15 protein-coding genes and 1 pseudogene are annotated in these 15040 nt (G+C 38.5%); 5 read left to right on the plus strand and 11 right to left on the minus strand.

All coding sequences use genetic code 11. From position 1 onward, the window contains the following. Positions 1 to 139 precede the first annotated feature (139 nt). From QI031_RS17240 to QI031_RS17250, 3 genes and pseudogenes are all read right to left on the minus strand, one after another. Positions 140 to 1354 (minus strand): AAA family ATPase, encoded by a 1215-nt coding sequence (locus tag QI031_RS17240; RefSeq protein ID WP_281480885.1) that lies wholly within the window; start codon positions 1352 to 1354, stop codon positions 140 to 142. Between the two features lie 254 nt (positions 1355 to 1608). Beyond that, on the minus strand, positions 1609 to 2472 hold the full coding sequence (locus QI031_RS17245) for an indole-3-glycerol phosphate synthase TrpC (protein ID WP_281480886.1): 864 nt from the start codon (positions 2470 to 2472) through the stop codon (positions 1609 to 1611). Positions 2473 to 2747: 275 nt separating this feature from the next. Continuing rightward, a pseudogene (locus QI031_RS17250) lies at positions 2748 to 2939 on the minus strand (HetP family heterocyst commitment protein); the annotation flags it as partial. Between the two features lie 872 nt (positions 2940 to 3811). Here QI031_RS17250 and QI031_RS17255 point away from each other — a divergent pair. Then, complete coding sequence (locus QI031_RS17255) at positions 3812 to 5056, plus strand: helix-turn-helix domain-containing protein (RefSeq protein ID WP_281480888.1); 1245 nt, start codon at positions 3812 to 3814, stop codon at positions 5054 to 5056. A 392-nt stretch (positions 5057 to 5448) separates the two neighbouring features. After that, positions 5449 to 6186 (plus strand): class I SAM-dependent methyltransferase, encoded by a 738-nt coding sequence (locus tag QI031_RS17260; RefSeq protein ID WP_281480889.1) that lies wholly within the window; start codon positions 5449 to 5451, stop codon positions 6184 to 6186. 201 nt (positions 6187 to 6387) lie between these two features. Here QI031_RS17260 and QI031_RS17265 read toward each other — a convergent pair whose 3' ends face one another. From QI031_RS17265 to QI031_RS17285, 5 genes are all read right to left on the minus strand, one after another. After that, on the minus strand, positions 6388 to 6651 hold the full coding sequence (locus QI031_RS17265) for a hypothetical protein (protein WP_281480890.1): 264 nt from the start codon (positions 6649 to 6651) through the stop codon (positions 6388 to 6390). Positions 6652 to 6716: 65 nt separating this feature from the next. Next, on the minus strand, positions 6717 to 7673 hold the full coding sequence (locus QI031_RS17270) for a tetratricopeptide repeat protein (protein ID WP_281480891.1): 957 nt from the start codon (positions 7671 to 7673) through the stop codon (positions 6717 to 6719). A gap of 31 nt (positions 7674 to 7704) precedes the next feature. Beyond that, positions 7705 to 8598: a tetratricopeptide repeat protein gene (locus tag QI031_RS17275; RefSeq protein ID WP_281480892.1), complete on the minus strand. Its 894-nt coding sequence runs from the start codon at positions 8596 to 8598 to the stop codon at positions 7705 to 7707. Further along, positions 8595 to 9455, minus strand: coding sequence for a tetratricopeptide repeat protein (locus tag QI031_RS17280; RefSeq protein ID WP_281480893.1), 861 nt, complete (start codon positions 9453 to 9455; stop codon positions 8595 to 8597). The genes QI031_RS17275 and QI031_RS17280 overlap by 4 nt, the downstream gene beginning before the upstream one ends. Further along, positions 9374 to 10282: an SAM-dependent methyltransferase gene (locus QI031_RS17285; RefSeq protein WP_281480894.1), complete on the minus strand. Its 909-nt coding sequence runs from the start codon at positions 10280 to 10282 to the stop codon at positions 9374 to 9376. The genes QI031_RS17280 and QI031_RS17285 overlap by 82 nt, the downstream gene beginning before the upstream one ends. 583 nt (positions 10283 to 10865) lie before the next feature. On the opposite strand from QI031_RS17285, the gene QI031_RS17290 reads away from it, so the two are divergent. Both QI031_RS17290 and QI031_RS17295 read left to right on the plus strand, forming a co-directional pair. Continuing rightward, positions 10866 to 11120: a type II toxin-antitoxin system Phd/YefM family antitoxin gene (locus tag QI031_RS17290; RefSeq protein ID WP_281480895.1), complete on the plus strand. Its 255-nt coding sequence runs from the start codon at positions 10866 to 10868 to the stop codon at positions 11118 to 11120. Then, entirely contained in the window at positions 11113 to 11379 is a 267-nt protein-coding gene (locus QI031_RS17295) for a Txe/YoeB family addiction module toxin (RefSeq protein WP_281480896.1), read from the plus strand. The genes QI031_RS17290 and QI031_RS17295 overlap by 8 nt, the downstream gene beginning before the upstream one ends. A 79-nt stretch (positions 11380 to 11458) precedes the next feature. Here the strand turns inward: QI031_RS17295 and QI031_RS17300 are convergent, their stop codons facing one another. Then, complete coding sequence (locus QI031_RS17300; protein WP_281480897.1) at positions 11459 to 12826, minus strand: AAA-like domain-containing protein; 1368 nt, start codon at positions 12824 to 12826, stop codon at positions 11459 to 11461. 235 nt (positions 12827 to 13061) lie between these two features. Here QI031_RS17300 and QI031_RS17305 point away from each other — a divergent pair, with 235 nt between their 5' ends. Next, positions 13062 to 13415 carry a hypothetical protein gene (locus tag QI031_RS17305; protein WP_281480898.1) on the plus strand — a complete coding sequence of 118 codons (354 nt, stop codon included), beginning with the start codon at positions 13062 to 13064 and terminating at the stop codon, positions 13413 to 13415. Positions 13416 to 14000: 585 nt separating this feature from the next. Here QI031_RS17305 and QI031_RS17310 read toward each other — a convergent pair. Together QI031_RS17310 and QI031_RS17315 are read right to left on the minus strand one after the other, a co-directional pair. Further along, positions 14001 to 14237 (minus strand): DUF4327 family protein, encoded by a 237-nt coding sequence (locus QI031_RS17310; protein WP_281480899.1) that lies wholly within the window; start codon positions 14235 to 14237, stop codon positions 14001 to 14003. A 594-nt stretch (positions 14238 to 14831) separates the two neighbouring features. Further along, positions 14832 to 15005, minus strand: a complete 174-nt coding sequence (locus QI031_RS17315; RefSeq protein WP_281480900.1) for a hypothetical protein — start codon at positions 15003 to 15005, stop codon at positions 14832 to 14834. Between the last annotated feature and the right edge of the window lie 35 nt (positions 15006 to 15040).

Raw genomic sequence — 15040 nt, forward strand, 5'->3', positions numbered from 1 at the left:
CTTAACAACATGTGTATACATGCTAAAATTCTGCATTGCTCTGTTAATTCACACAGTGCTATACTCTACTAAATAATTTATCTACCAGTTTTTTTTCAATAACTGGTAGACCGGGTGACGGTAGTTGTTTCACAGATGATTATGCTGTGAGCGATGTCATTTGTTTTTTCAGAGCATCAACTTGTGAAATTATAATTTTGTTCATTTTGCCGATTTCCCTTTCTTCCATCCAGATCGTCATAGATGAGATGATTAATTCTTTCAAGAAAGCATAAGAGAAGCCCTTAGTCTTCTGAGCAATTTGAGTGATGTCCGTCTTCGATACGCACATTTCAGATTTGAATTCTTCGTTCCAAAGAGTAATATACTTAATTCGTTCTTCGACAGTAGGTAAGTCAAATTTATATATGCGATCAAATCGACCAGGACGCTTCAGAATTGCTTCATCTATACGCTTTGGATAGTTAGTTGTCGCTAAGATCACTATTCCTGTATTATCGGCAAAACCGTCTAGCTCGTTGAGCAGTAACGAACGACTTTCCTCTAATATAAGTGAGTCTAAATCTTCAAGGACTAGGATACAAGGAGTCGTTTCCCGTGCTCGCTCGAACACTTGTTGGATACTATAGTGATCATTATCGTACCGAGATTTTAAGCTTTTAACGTACAAACACGGTACCTCCATTTCGTTAATTATAGCTTTGATAGTGTGACTTTTTCCGTTTCCAGGAGGACCGGTAAATAAGATTCCGCATTTATGGGATACACCATAGTATTCATACAAGTCTTGCGAGGCAAAAAACCGCCCTAAGTAATCTTGAATATCTTGTTTGAGAGTTCCACTCAAAATTAAAGTATCGAAACAGGCACTACGAATAGACTCAAACAATTTTGGATCTCTTGACCAATAACCATTTTGAAAAACTAATATCTCGTCTTGAATTTCTGAATTCCAATCACAAACAGCAGTAAAAAAGTTTTCAGCAATTTCTTTGTTATCAGCTATGATCCAATGATAATTGACTTGACAATAAGCCTCCTGCCATTTCATCGAAATTACTTCTAGTTTATTTTCTTGTGATATAACTTCAAAATGTCCATTTTTGGTAAAGTTGTAAATTCTATTTTCTATCCCATTCCAACCCGATATAATCTGGTTGTAGTTTGATTGGTTATGTTGAATCTTGCAAAGATTTGCTTTTGCATATCTTGTGATATTGAAGTTAAAGTCACTAGTTTCCAACAGAGCTTTTTGAGGATACATTTCGGCTAATCTCCGGCGAACATGATAGGAAATAGCATTATTAGGAAGGCTAAGAGCTTCCAAGATCAGTTGTTTTAGTTGCATGTTCATAATTAGGTAGTTCTACAAAAGTAAGGATGCATTTTAGTGATGAATAAAATACTATGTTCGCTCCTACACCAATTCTTAAAGTTTTTGGGCATGGCTGCCGTAACTTAATGTTTTATTTGACACTGCTCAATCATGAAACTGTTAAATCAAGCCTGAGCTATGAAATGAATAGAAGCAGTTACATTGCTCACACAAAGTAGTAAATGTCGCTCGGCAATCCTTGCTCAAATTCCTTGGGTAAAATGCTTTTTAATTCAGCCTCGATGTGATTCATCGCAAGTGATATGATAAAACCTGAGTAGGACACGCACAGCTTGCTCTAAATCCTTTTCTTTAATTAAATCTAAGATAGCTACATCTGCACCAGCCTTGGCCACAAGGAATAAATCAGCAGGTGTATACAATTCTGATTCGCTGATAATGATGATGCCTAGATTTTGTAGTTGCGATCGCCTAGCTGCTAGTAGTTGCTCAGTAGCGCAGATATCGACACTAAAATCTACTAAACTCTGATTGTTAATTACTACTAGATTTAAATTGTTAAGCTTTAACACCCGATCTAGTTCAGTCAAGGTATGAACTTGTACTAGAGCATTCATGCCCAAATCTTGAATTACTCTCAACAAGTTTTGCAGTTGTTCATCTGAAAGAATTGCTGCAATTAGTAGTACTGCGTCTGCACCGGCTTCTCTTGCCAAATAAACTTGGCAGGAGTCTAAAATAAAATCCTTACACAGTATGGGTAATCTTACTCGTTTACGGATAGTGCGTAGAGTGTCATAACTACCTTGAAAAAATTTTTGGTCAGTATACACAGATAGACAAGTTGCACCACCGCGTTCATAAGCTTGGGCGATCGCTACTGGATCAAAATTTTCTCTAAGGATGCCGTGAATTGGGCACGCCTTCTTCACATCTGCAATGATGCAAGGCTTGTAAGGACTTTGTTGCAAAGCGGTGAAGAAATCTCTGACACTCGGGGCTTTGGTTAACTGGCGTTCAAAAAAAGCAACAGGCATTTGTTGCTGAATTTGTGCAATTTCTTCTTTCTTATAAAAGAATATCTCCCTAATAATAGCTTGTAAACGACTATCAGTGATATCAGATGGGTAAGTCATAAGCTGCTAGGAATCAAGTAAGGAGGCGAGGAAGTCGCCGACACACTCTTGCGTTTGAGCGTCACCCCCTAACCTATTAGCAAGGCAAGAGCATCAGGGCTTGCTGCACGCTAGGATGAGGTATGAAGAGCCAAATTTTGCTCTCTTCAGACTTCGCCCTTCCTGTAGGTGTGCCTCCGTTGAAGACTCACGTAATTAAAGTTAATTTGAGGTCAAACGCCTTCGCAGTCTTGCTATCAGTTTGACTTTGTTTTTAACTCTCAACTAATCTATTAGTTGTTTTTTGTTAATCGATTATAGGTGCGGTAAGGCATATAGTGTAACGGGTTGTAACCTAAAAAACGCAAAATCAATACACATGCCCAAGAATATTTGCCAGCGATAATTGCTTCGGTAATTGGCTCAATTTGCTTGGTATTAATTTTCCAATCTGCTTGTGTCTGATCATCATTAATGTTCTGAGTCATAACTTCCACCCTTGTGTATAGATAGACTTAAACCAATGTCTAATACTAATTTGCAATTAGTAGTTGAGATATATCCCAACATACATAAGTAAAGCAGTTTTAAATCCAGGGCAAACGAACCTCAATCAATCTCGCCCACGACTACGATTGAGCTATTAAGAATATAGCAGTCTTAGTTAAGATTTTAGTTGCCGCTTTCATCTTATGACTTCAAATTTATAGTATTTTTTCAAATTTTGCAAATAAATTCTGTTATTTTTTTCTTCTTTTTACAGCCCTAAAAAAGCCTGAATTCAGTGTCAATTTCAGTAGACTTCAGTAAACTTCAGTAAACTTCAGTCTAATTCAGCTAAATATCGATAAATGTCCCTAATTTCATCATCACTAACAGCAACTCTCCAGACCCAGATAAATTAGTTACTAAGCGAAACTCACTTTTTATTTATAAATCGCAAAAATTAATCACTTTATAGGCCTGAGCATCATCAAATGACTCCAGAAAAACAGCAAGCACTTCAAGAACATATACAAATTAAACTTTTATGTCAAAATTCCGGTATGAAACTCCATAAGAGCAATTTTTTAAGTAATCTTTAGATAAATAGTGTTGCTCTCAGACAGTTAGCGATCGAGCAGATAGTAAGCATCATTAGACATAGCACTTACGCAAACTATCTCTCAAATTCTTATTTTTTTGTATACTCTGTGCTTACCTCTGCGGTTTTATTCTTCTGTGACTTGTGCGTAAGTCCTAAGACAATATATAAAGTGGTTCATCGAGTAATTGACGCAGGTGGTAGACCGACTTAAGGTTAGCTAAAAACAAGATAATTGAACTTTTTTCAAGCTCTCTTTTACCTGGAGTTAACTTAATGAATATTAACGAAGTATGTGAATCGGTAATAGATTTTAACAAAATAGTTGAATTGGTCAATCAAGCAGCTGCTAAATATTTCAAAGATGGCTGCATGAATCCTATTCATGAGTGTGTGATTCGGGGAACTTTGGAAGGTCTAACTTACCGAGAGATACATCAACGGTACAATAAAAAAATCAAGGTTTCATTGGACACATTTATAAAGGATTATGGTTGTGAACTTTGGAAATCGCTCAAAAATGTAAAGACACTAGAAAAAATCCATAAGAAGAATGCAGAGACTCTACTAACAAATTTAATCAAGGCAAAAGGTGGAGACACTCAACTAACAAATTTAATCAATGCAAAAGGTGGAGACACTCACCCTTCATGTTATGAACACACTTTACTACCTACAATCTATTGGACTCTAGACAACCAACAAAATCTGACGAAAAAAAACATCTTAAGAAAACTTAATGTAATTGGAGATGCAGAATCGTTTAAAATTTTCGGTCTTCTAAGTGCCCCTACTAATAGGAAGGAAAACTGGACTGCTCAAGACCTATTTGATCGCTTGCCACATAGTAATAATGGACTATGTTTAGAAGAATTTATAGATTCAGTCCTCCACTTAATTCGTGGCGGAAGGTCAAATAACAGTAGGAAAAACTACCGAGAAGATCAATTGACGTTCTGGTCATCAGATAGTAGATTACTTAAACTTACAGTAAGTAAGATGGAAGTCTTCAAGAATGGTTCAATAAGGTTTACTATGATACTTCAGGAAATTATAGCCATAGGATTCATAGAAAACGCGCCTAATCTAAAATCAGCTACGCTAGCAACTGCTATAATCCTTGGGAATCGCCTTCAATGGGATGTGTGTGACATATTTCTGCTAATACTTAATTCTGGGGATTTTCAGAATAAGCCACCAAAGGAAAAGAAGAGATTACTTCTAAAACTTCAAAACTCGTACCAGTATATTAAAGAAGATGCTGAAAGTCGTAGAAAAGGTGAAGCTTATGACCAGACAAATGAAGATAGACTTAGAGACTGTTTTGAATCTGAGCATGAAAAAGCACTAATTACAAATAATTTGCAAGAACAAGAGAGCCACAAACAAGTTCTACTTGAGATTGATAGGTATAGTATCGATGAAATCCGATTTGCATTAACTGAGCTTAGTAAGTTGAATAAGATTGTGATGCGTATGATATTGAGAGAGCTAAATTTATACTACTTGAGTTCAGACTAGTTCCCGGTGCAAAACTAAATTTCCAAAAAATAAGGATACGGATTTAAGATGTTTCCAGGAACTAAAACCTTGGTTTTTAGGCTTTATAGAATGAGCTTTCTGAGTTTCGCACCGAGAACTAGACTAGGCAACATAACCGATGATGATTCTCCTTGACCAGGGCTTCGCCCTTAAGGAAGAGGTTCGAGGGAAGAGGGAAGAAGTGAGTTCAGCCACGCATACGGAGATGAGTTTTCTTCCTTCTTCCTTCGTTTCTGACTGCTTAGCATACTGCTTTTTTCTATGACTTGGATTGCTCCCTTTCTTACTAGAGCTATTTTCATAAGTTTGTTTTATAATAATTCATTTATTTAATGTAAGCTAGCTTCCAGTATTTACTTTAGATAAAAACTATGGAAAAAACGTTCGAGACCATTTTTCGGCATAACCTATGGAATTGTTCTGAGTCAGCTTCCGGTTGTGGTTCAACACTCAAAAACACAGAAGAGATTAGAAAACAGTTGCCTGGTTTAGTTAAAAAGCTAGGCGCAAAAACATTTCTGGATCTTGCCTGTGGTGACTTTAATTGGATGAAAGAGATTGACCTCAAAGTCGATACATATTTTGGGGTTGATATAGTTCACAGTATTTGTGAAAACAATAGGCACAATTATGCACAAGATAATAGAGATTTTAGAAGACTAGACTTTACAAAGGACGAACTACTCAAGGCTGACATCATTTTGTGTCGAGATGCATTAGTGCATTTGTCTTTTTACGATATCGGTCAAGCTATTCAAAACATTAAGAAGAGTAGATCTCAATATCTGCTGGTAACAACTTATCCTAACGTTGAAGTGAATTTTGAGATATGTACTGGGGGTTGGAGACCACTAAATTTGCAAAAACCACCCTTTAATTGGCCAGAACCAATCTTTTATATAGAAGATTCTGACGAAATTGGTCTACCGGATTGGGGTAAGCACTTAGGGCTGTGGGAAGTCCAAAAGGTAATGGTTCCTAGTTATGGAACTTATTTATGTTCCGGTTTTGTTGATGTGCCAGGCTCTTATGCTACAGTACTTCCTACACTGTCATGGATAGAAGCTTATCAAGAGATAAGCCCGAAAGTCATTCATGAAGTCGATTAATTGCAAAAAGCAATACTTTTTGCCAAAAATGTTAAATACTGAGAACTGAGGTCGAATCAAACAGTAAATAATTACCAGTGCATAAATCAAGATTTTTTTAGAAAATACTAAAAGCCCTGTGATGACGGGGCTTTTAATAGCTAAGAAATTATTTTTTTAGTTACATCTTGGCAATGAAAAAGCACAAAGATATAACTCAAGCTAATCTTCTTTAGAAGGCTCAGGTTCGGGATCAGGATCAGGAAAAGGATCTTCTGGATTAGGATCATTGCAAATTTCCGCTAATGGAGTCATTTCATCAGCGAATAAAGCTGCAATTTGTTGACTACTCTTACTTGCAAAAGCTGCCTGAGCTGCTTTTGAAAATCCAAGCATATCTGTCAGAATAACTGGCTGTTGGACAAATGCTATCTGCTGTTTGGGATTAGTAGCAATATCGGTCAGAAAATCGAATAAGCTGCTCATAGTGAAATCTCTCTTAACTATTGGAGAATAAATTGAGTACAACCTCCAAGAGTGAATATATTTTATCAGTCAACCCTGGCCCACTCTTCGGCGATCGCTGTTAAAACTTGATTGATCTCTTCGGGATTAACTTTGTCGTATCCTTCTTCGTAAACGCGCTGTGCCAATTTAGCATACATTTCAGAAGGAGACAGATTCAGGTTAGCAGTCAAAGTAGGCTGACTGAGATTAGCAGCTAAAAAACTTGCTGATGGAGGCAGAAACACTTCGCCAATATCTAAAACGATAGGGCGTTTAAAAACGTTGAGATAAGTCTTTAAACTCTTTTCGAGATCAAGATAAGTTAGCTTCCATTGTTCTAAAGCACCTGCTTGGTTCCCATTGATTTCTAATGCTCTGGCTTTTTGCCGATGAATTGCGGCTCGAAAAGCTATGGCCCAAGCATATTTATTATTTAACTCGATCGCTCTACTAAAATCTTTGATTGCTTCGTCGTAGTTGGGCTGTTCTGGTGTACCATCCTCTCCTTTGAGATGCCCAAGAAATCTATATACAGAGCCTCTACGGGCGAAAGCCCAAGTATAGTTGGGATCAAGATCGATAGCTTTATCTAAATAGGTTTTGGCATTCGATAAAAGTATTTTGACTTTTTGCTGATCGTTTCTGGGTCTTTCGGCGATCGCCCACCAAGTATTATTTTCGCCTCGATGTGCCAAAGCCCAAGCATAATTGGGATTTTGTTGAAGTGCTTGATCAAATTTTTCATCTGCTTGTTGGTAATACTCGAACTTTTGGTCGTTTAGACGTTTGAGAGTACCACCGCGGTACGACAGCGTCGCGCCCCAATGAGACCAAGCCCATGCATAACTATCATCTTCTTGAATTGCTTCTTCAAAATACCGTCCTGCCCGTTCAAGTAGGCTATCGATATTATCTTTGATAAATTCGTCCTGGTTGTACCTAGCCAACAGACGAAAACTCTCTCCTTCTCTGGCTTTGGCTATAGCTGCTTTTCTGCCCATTTTTAGGTCTCCTTGGTGTTTGTATTTAGCACTAATCAAGTTCAGAAATTAAGTTTAAAAACTTCGGCAATTTTCGCATTTCCAGCCATGCTATGTCATGACGAGCAAACTCAACCGCTTCTTGATCTAGTGGGATCGCTGTTTGCAGATAGTTCAAAGCTATCTCTATCTGACCCTCAATCGCAGCTAGTCCTCCCAATCGATAGAGAACCATCCCGCGCTCTTGAGTGTCCCGCAAAGTTAATAATAATGCCCGTGCTTTTTCAATATCTAGACTGGCCTTTGCCAATCCTTGCCAACGAGCTTGAAAGATTGCAATGTTATACAAAGCAAAGTGATTATTTGGATCTGCTTGCAAAGCTAACTGACAACAGTTGATCGCTTCGGCGTATCGCCCAACATAACTAAGCAACGAGCCGCGCTCACTCAGCCAATTGTCAAATACTGTCTGATCAAGGGCGATTGCTCGATCAAAATCAACTAATGCTTCCTCATACCGTCTTAATAGATCATAGATACGCGCTCGATAAGCAATTGCCCAAGCATAATTAGGGTTAAGGTCAATTGCTCGGCTAAAATCTGCCAAAGCTTTTTGGTAATAATGCTTTCCCATGCAGCGGTAAGTTACGCCCCGATGAGCAAATGCCCAAATATAGTCAGGCTGTAATTCCAGAGATTGGTTAAAATCAGCGATCGCTTGGGGATAGTATTTCATCTGTCGATAAACTTCTCCCCGGTGGGCAATTGCCCAGGTATAGTTAGCATTTTGAGCGATCGCTTGGTTAAAATATGTCAAAGCTTGTTCATACTGTTTAGCCAAACGGTAGGCTTCTCCTTGATGAGCGATCGCCTCAGTATTATCGAGATTGTGTTTGATTGATTGATTAAGGCGATCAAGGGTTTCCCCGTAACTTTTCAAGTTCATCCTCCTTCATAAGTTAACGATTGAAAACGTGGATAATCGCGTAGATTCAACCAAGCTAAGTCCCGGCGTGCTAATTCCAGCGGTTCATTATCCAAAGCAATAGCTTGTTGAAGATAGTTAAAGGCTTGCTCTGCATCACCTTCAAGAGCAGCTAAACCCCCCAATCTGTAAATAACGCCAGCATTTCTTGACTGTTTGGCTATTGCTTTTAAGATATTTCGGGTTGTTTTTATTTCTACTTGTGCTGCTGCTAGACCCTGCAAGTGGGTTTTAATGACAGCAAGAGTATATAAGGTAATATAATCAGTTGGGTTTTGCTGCAATCCTTGCTCACAGCCAGAAATTGCCTCAGAGTGTCGCCCTAAATAACTAAGTAGTAGCCCGCGCTCACCAGGCCAATAAGGAATAATAGTTTCGTCAAAAGCGATCGCTCGATCAAAATCGACTAATGCTTCTTCATGGCGCTCCATTTTGATATAAAGGTTAACCCGGTAAACTAGCGCCCAAGGATAGTTAGGTTGTAATTTGATGGCTTGGTTAATATCAACTAAGGCATCTTGGTAATACTTTAATTTATAGTGGCTTGCTCCTCGGTGTGCCAATGTCCAGGCATGTCTGGGTTTAAGGGTAAGAGAACGGCTAAAATCAGCTAGGGCTTTTTCGTAGCGTTTCATTTGCCGATATGTTTCCCCCCGGTGAGCGATCGCCCAAGCATAGTTGGGGTTAAGCTCAATGGCACAATTAAAATTAACTAGAGCTGCTTCCAAATACCCCATCAGCCGACAGGTTTCACCTTCATGAGCCAAAACCTTAGCATCATTGAATTTCTGTTCAATCGCTCGGTCGATGTTAGCCAAAGTTTTTTGATAGTACTCCATCCGTTGACTTGCTCTGTTGTAGTTTCTTTGGCAAAAGACATACCCAAACGGGTCATCATTTCACAATCTAAAGTTACTGGGGGTTGAGGCGGAACATAAAGCGTGGAAATTGGTGTAACATCGGCTTCTGGCAGTCTAAACAAAGGAATCCGTTGGATTGTTGGTTCACAAACTGGATAATAAACTGCTGCTTGGTAAACAATCACTTCATGGTCAAAACTATAGTGTGTTGCCAAAACCTCGGCTAACACTGTCAGTCCATGCAAATGTTCTCCTTCTTTGTAAAAACCAAGATTACCGACCATTGCAATCTGCCACAGAATTAAAGCGCTAGTAGGATCAAATCTGCGATGTCGGATCAAAAAATCTGTGGCTTCAAAACTCTGACAACCATTACGTCCGGGATCAAGACCAAGATCAGCATATAAACAATCTTCGGCAGAAATTCCAGGGAGCATTTGTGCCGTGAAACCTTCACTACGTGCTTGTTTAATTGCTTGATGTGCTGGATCGGCAAAGACACCTGGATGTCCGTAAAAAACCACACAAACATTTAACCCCTGACGAACTCCAAGCAGCATTCTTTCGACCATTTCACTATAGGTCTTTTTACGCCGCTGATAGTTGGTATTGTAAGGTAGGGCTTCTGCCGTAGGATTGAGCGATCGCAGCCATTTTGCTGTGATTGGGTCAGCTACAGCAAAAAAAACCTTATCAGCCTGCTCAATCCAAGCTTTCGCAGCTAAAGTCAGATGACCTACTAATTGAATACCCGTACCAACAATAATTAAAGAACCTACTTTCAAATTTAAATTCCTCCTCACTTTAAGAAGGTTTTGCTCTGTTATGGGTTCTTCTTATCCCCATAAATTAAAAGTCTCTAAAATAGATCAACTTTTTCTGATTCCGCAACCGATAATTATTGATCAAATCAATTAATTTTTCATAATATTTGGAATGTTGAAGGTTTCCAACTTAAGCTAATATTAGCTTTTGATTAGATATTCATAAACAGACTTTAAATCAACTTTTATAGAAGATTATGTCTAGAATATTATATCTAAGCTACAGGTACAAATAACTGATTATGGTGAAAAATCAGCAAATACTCAGTTGACTTAATTACAGTTAATCATACCGTTACTGGATTATTGCACAATACGAGAATATACAAAAGATACATTTTTTTATATTCTATTTAATATGAGATTAATTAGAGTTTTAAATAATTTGAATATGAGGTTTTCTATGAGGTTTTATATGAGGTGTGTCTAGTTAATAAGATTAATAATGTGATATTGATAAATGGACAGTGGTAGTGATGCTCTAGATTGCGGAATATATTTTCATCTGCTATAGTTGTACAATAAATAGTACAACTATGAACCGATGAAAGTGGTGACTTTTAGCGAAGCGAGAAGTAATCTCAAGACTGTTTTAGACCAAGTGGTGGAAGATGTCGACTACACCATCATTACTAGAAGAGATGCGGAGGATGCTGTAGTGATGTCGCTAGAGTTATTTAATAGTTTGCTAGAGACTGTCCATTTACTCAAGTCTCCTGCCAATGCTGCTCATTTAGAGCGTTCTATTGCTCAGTTCAAGCAGGGGAAAGTGGTAGGGCAAAATTTGTTGAATGACTAGAAAGTTAGCATGGACAGATGAAGCTTGGAATGATTATCTATATTGGCAAGGGCAAGACAAGAAAATATTAAAACGAATTAACAAGCTAATTGAGGCAACAATCCAATTACCGTTTGAGGGAATTGGAAAACCAGAACTACTGAGGGAGAATTTGGCTGGTTTTTGGTCGCGGCGAATCGATGATACGAACCGCTTAGTATATGCAGTAAATGACGAATATCTAACAATTATTTCTTGTCGATACCATTATTTTGATTGAAAGCGGCGGTAAACTCCATCCCTTCATGGGGCATTGGGTATTGGTAACTTCTTCCACATTCCCTTTTGGGTAAAGTTTTTCATATTTGTCTATTTTCAGGGAAGAAATCTCGCTGAAAATAGTGTCTATATAACTGACAACTAAGTGTAGCTTTATTATTAGCTAATTTAATTAATCCCATACTGCTTAACTTGTATGCAATGATGGGTTCTAATAATACAGGTTCAGTAGTACTGATGACAGCACCAAGAGCGATCGCTAATTCTGGCTGTTTTTGCAAAGTTGCCCAATGACGTTGTAAGTGATGCACATAAATTCCAGTCGATGTCGGTGCAGTTTCCAGTAATTGCAGCAATGTTATTTCCCCGCGATTCAGGTGATATAATGCTATATTTACCAATGCAGGATGTCCTCCAACCATATCCATAAGTTGTTGAGCTTCCTTGCCATCAGTCCAGTCAAGTCCGTAGCGCTGGGCTAACTGCTGTACCTGTTCTAAACTAAAGCAAGTTAACTGAACTGGTAAACCGACATTAAAAGGCGATTGCTGAAGTTGCAGCGGCACATAAATTTCAGTTGAGTGGACTATAATTAGACGCAGTTTTTGCCAGACAGGCAATCTCTTGGCTTCTTCATACCAAGAACGCAGCAGGGGTAAGAAGTCCTTGGCTACTTGAGGATACTCAAAAATGTGGTGCGCCTCATCCAACACCAAAACTAAAGGAGAATCAATCTGCTCTAGTAGACAGTTGCGGAAGTATAGACTACAGCTGACTTTGCTACCAATATCTTCATCCCAATAATCATCAAGTTTTGCATCAAAATCAAGTTGACTAGCGACGTTCGCACATAGCCAACGCAAAAAACGATTCAAATTGCTCAATATTGCTTGGTCAGTTTGCTCTAGATTGAGGCTAACAGTATAGTAGCCATGACGCTCGGCATAATCTAGAGTTCTGAGAATGAGTGAGGTTTTACCCATTTCTCTAGGAGCTTTAATACGTACTAAAGCTCCTGGCTTTTTAATTTCTGCATATACCTGATCATCAACTAAAGAGCGTTTCAGATAAAATGAGGAATTTAGTGGAACTGAACCACTGGGATAGCGAGGTGAAGACTCTTGGTTAGTATCTGAAGGAAATTCTATAAGTTCTTTTTGGATGTTGATGACTGATACTGTTTGAGAAGTAGCATAAGACTCCAGTAACAGACGACAGTTTTTTTTATTAATGCGTTGACCAATTAGTGCAAATAGGCGTTGAAACAGCTCTGGAGCAACTACATTTGTCAAGTATCCAGTACTGTAGCTACCTTCCTCAGCAATTTTACTATAGGTTTTATAGTGCCAGATACCTCGAATAATTAGAACTTCTGCGGAATTGAGGGGGCGACTTTGAGTTTCCCGCAGTTTTTGATTCACAATCCTAATGAGAGAATCAAGGTTCATAGAGGCTCAAAGCTCATCTTATACCTACAAATTGACCTGTCCATAACCAAAATACCGTTTTTTGGCATGAAACTGAGCATCAATCTATGTATGAAAAGAGAAGATTTGAACAACAAGATCCCCGACTTCTTAAAGAGTTGGAGATCTTAGCCTCTCAATTTTAATTTGTGATGCGAGGTTGGAACGCCTATTCCAGTAATATAGGTGATCATCAAGAAGTTTTAATAAATAGATCATGTCTTCATCTCCTTTGACACTGAATCTAATTGAGGGTTCTGTTTCCTTTAGTTTTTCACCCCAAGCTGCACGGGAATTAAAAACCGCTATAAATCAATTGATGGAGCGACTCAAAGCTGTCGCTGCTAAACCAACACCTGGTGGTGGTAAAGCGACTCCTCAACCTCCTTTAGAATACCGCTACACTGGTGAAGTGTTTTTAGAAGTTTTCTGCAATCCTAATATCTGGCCTACTCCCTTTGCAGCCAAAGTCTTACTTACTGTCCGGGATGTCAGCATTCGTTTGACTACAGAAGCTGAACTTACACGGATTATTGAAGATATTAATCAGTACTTAGAGCAAGTAGGATAACAACTCTGTTTTTGGGCATGGGGCATGGGGCATGGGGGAGGCAGTGCGGTCTTGGGGTCTCCCCAAGTAGAGCAACTGCCGTCATGGGGCATGGAAAAGAAGTTATCAGTTATCACTTGTTGAAGTCTACGCCTTGAGCTTTGATTTCGACTAGAGCAACTGCCGTCATGGGGCATGGAAAAGAAGTTATCAGTTATCACTGTTAATTGTTAACTGTTCACTAATTTAACCACCTATGAAGGGATGGAGTTTCTCACCGCTTTCGATGAGGTAGTGCTAAAAAAAATCACCTCTGAAAAACTACCGGAGCAGTTCAATATAAGGAACTGCTCCGGCCAGTAAATCTACATAGGATATTCAACTAATAACATTAGATTTACACAACTGCTTGTTCAATGTTTCGGCTAACTTGAAAAGTTGTATAAATCCTATTTTAATGCTTTTGCATCAATGGAAAATAGAAGATTCTGGATGGGGAAATACTGAAATCACAACTATAGATTACACCTCAAATCGGGTATTGAATATTTCTTGTCAAATCTAAACGTTTAAAAGAAACTCCCAATCCAAAAATCATCAAGTGAATTAGTCGTTGTCCCATTGTTCACGACCAATTAAATCGCCGATGCGATCGCGTAGTAAAAAGTCACATTTCTCTAACTCACATTCAACGCAAACCCACTCTCTTGCTGGGATGTATTGGCAGAGCGTATATATTGGCTGTTGTCTGCTGACCATTCCCCTTTCCACCAGACGACGAGCTTCATCTTGAATTACGTCCAGAGAATAGTAGTTGATAGAAGGCACCGTATTCACACTCATGGTTTTTACTCACAAATTTACACGTAGATAGTGTTCCCAAGAATTACTGGGAACAAACATGACAAGGATTAGACTTGTGGCTAGGGTTTTGTAGTTTGCTATACGGAACTATTTCCATTTTGACGCTACACATCCTAAAATTATCCTAAGAAATGTTAAGAATGTCAACATTTCCTGACATATTGCCTAAATGTGGTTCATCTTGTCATATCGGTGGTAATTAACTTAACCCGCCAATAAAGTTATTTATTTTGCATTTAAAAAGTCTCAAAGCTTTGCTATAACTACTTTCAAGCATGATTGGATAAGTGAAAATATTTCAGCAGGTAGATTGTTAATGTACTAAATCATCACTGTAGAACCAAGCTTTATAAGCTTGGTATTTGTGCATCGTTGAACAACATGGAGATTTGTGCCAGAAGCAACGGTATAAAGCGTTGCCAAACACCAGGGCTACCGTACACTAGAAAAACTTGTAATGCACCATCTGTTAATCATTTCTTAAAAACATCTGTGATTATTGGTTAATTGCTGCACAGTAAACAAACAGGCTGCTTTAAGTAAGCATCTGTGAAACAAGGGGATGATGTGCCTTTAGAGTAGCAGTAACTTACGTAAAGCGATCGCCAAATTGCCTATCTGAGTCATAGCTAGGGCGCAAGTTGGCTCTGATATCTGCTGCTTTAGCCATAAATTAAGTAAATCATTACTGTAAGTAAGTCGGTGCAATAAAACCAAACTATGTAACGAAAAGTAAATAAGGCTCAAACTCTTTCTCCCCCTGCTCCCGGTCACTGAGCGTA

This window comes from Halotia branconii CENA392 (assembly GCF_029953635.1).
GTDB lineage: Bacteria > Cyanobacteriota > Cyanobacteriia > Cyanobacteriales > Nostocaceae > Halotia > Halotia branconii.

Bases quoted from the DNA above. Each gene is read 5' to 3' on its own strand.
- QI031_RS17240 (WP_281480885.1), bottom strand. From the start codon at position 1,354: ATGAACATGCAACTAAAACAACTGATCTTGGAAGCTCTTAGCCTTCCT.
- QI031_RS17245 (WP_281480886.1), bottom strand. From the start codon at position 2,472: ATGACTTACCCATCTGATATCACTGATAGTCGTTTACAAGCTATTATT.
- QI031_RS17255 (WP_281480888.1), top strand. From the start codon at position 3,812: ATGAATATTAACGAAGTATGTGAATCGGTAATAGATTTTAACAAAATA.
- QI031_RS17260 (WP_281480889.1), top strand. From the start codon at position 5,449: ATGGAAAAAACGTTCGAGACCATTTTTCGGCATAACCTATGGAATTGT.
- QI031_RS17265 (WP_281480890.1), bottom strand. From the start codon at position 6,651: ATGAGCAGCTTATTCGATTTTCTGACCGATATTGCTACTAATCCCAAA.
- QI031_RS17270 (WP_281480891.1), bottom strand. From the start codon at position 7,673: ATGGGCAGAAAAGCAGCTATAGCCAAAGCCAGAGAAGGAGAGAGTTTT.
- QI031_RS17275 (WP_281480892.1), bottom strand. From the start codon at position 8,598: ATGAACTTGAAAAGTTACGGGGAAACCCTTGATCGCCTTAATCAATCA.
- QI031_RS17290 (WP_281480895.1), top strand. From the start codon at position 10,866: ATGAAAGTGGTGACTTTTAGCGAAGCGAGAAGTAATCTCAAGACTGTT.
- QI031_RS17295 (WP_281480896.1), top strand. From the start codon at position 11,113: ATGACTAGAAAGTTAGCATGGACAGATGAAGCTTGGAATGATTATCTA.
- QI031_RS17300 (WP_281480897.1), bottom strand. From the start codon at position 12,826: ATGAACCTTGATTCTCTCATTAGGATTGTGAATCAAAAACTGCGGGAA.
- QI031_RS17305 (WP_281480898.1), top strand. From the start codon at position 13,062: ATGTCTTCATCTCCTTTGACACTGAATCTAATTGAGGGTTCTGTTTCC.
- QI031_RS17310 (WP_281480899.1), bottom strand. From the start codon at position 14,237: ATGAGTGTGAATACGGTGCCTTCTATCAACTACTATTCTCTGGACGTA.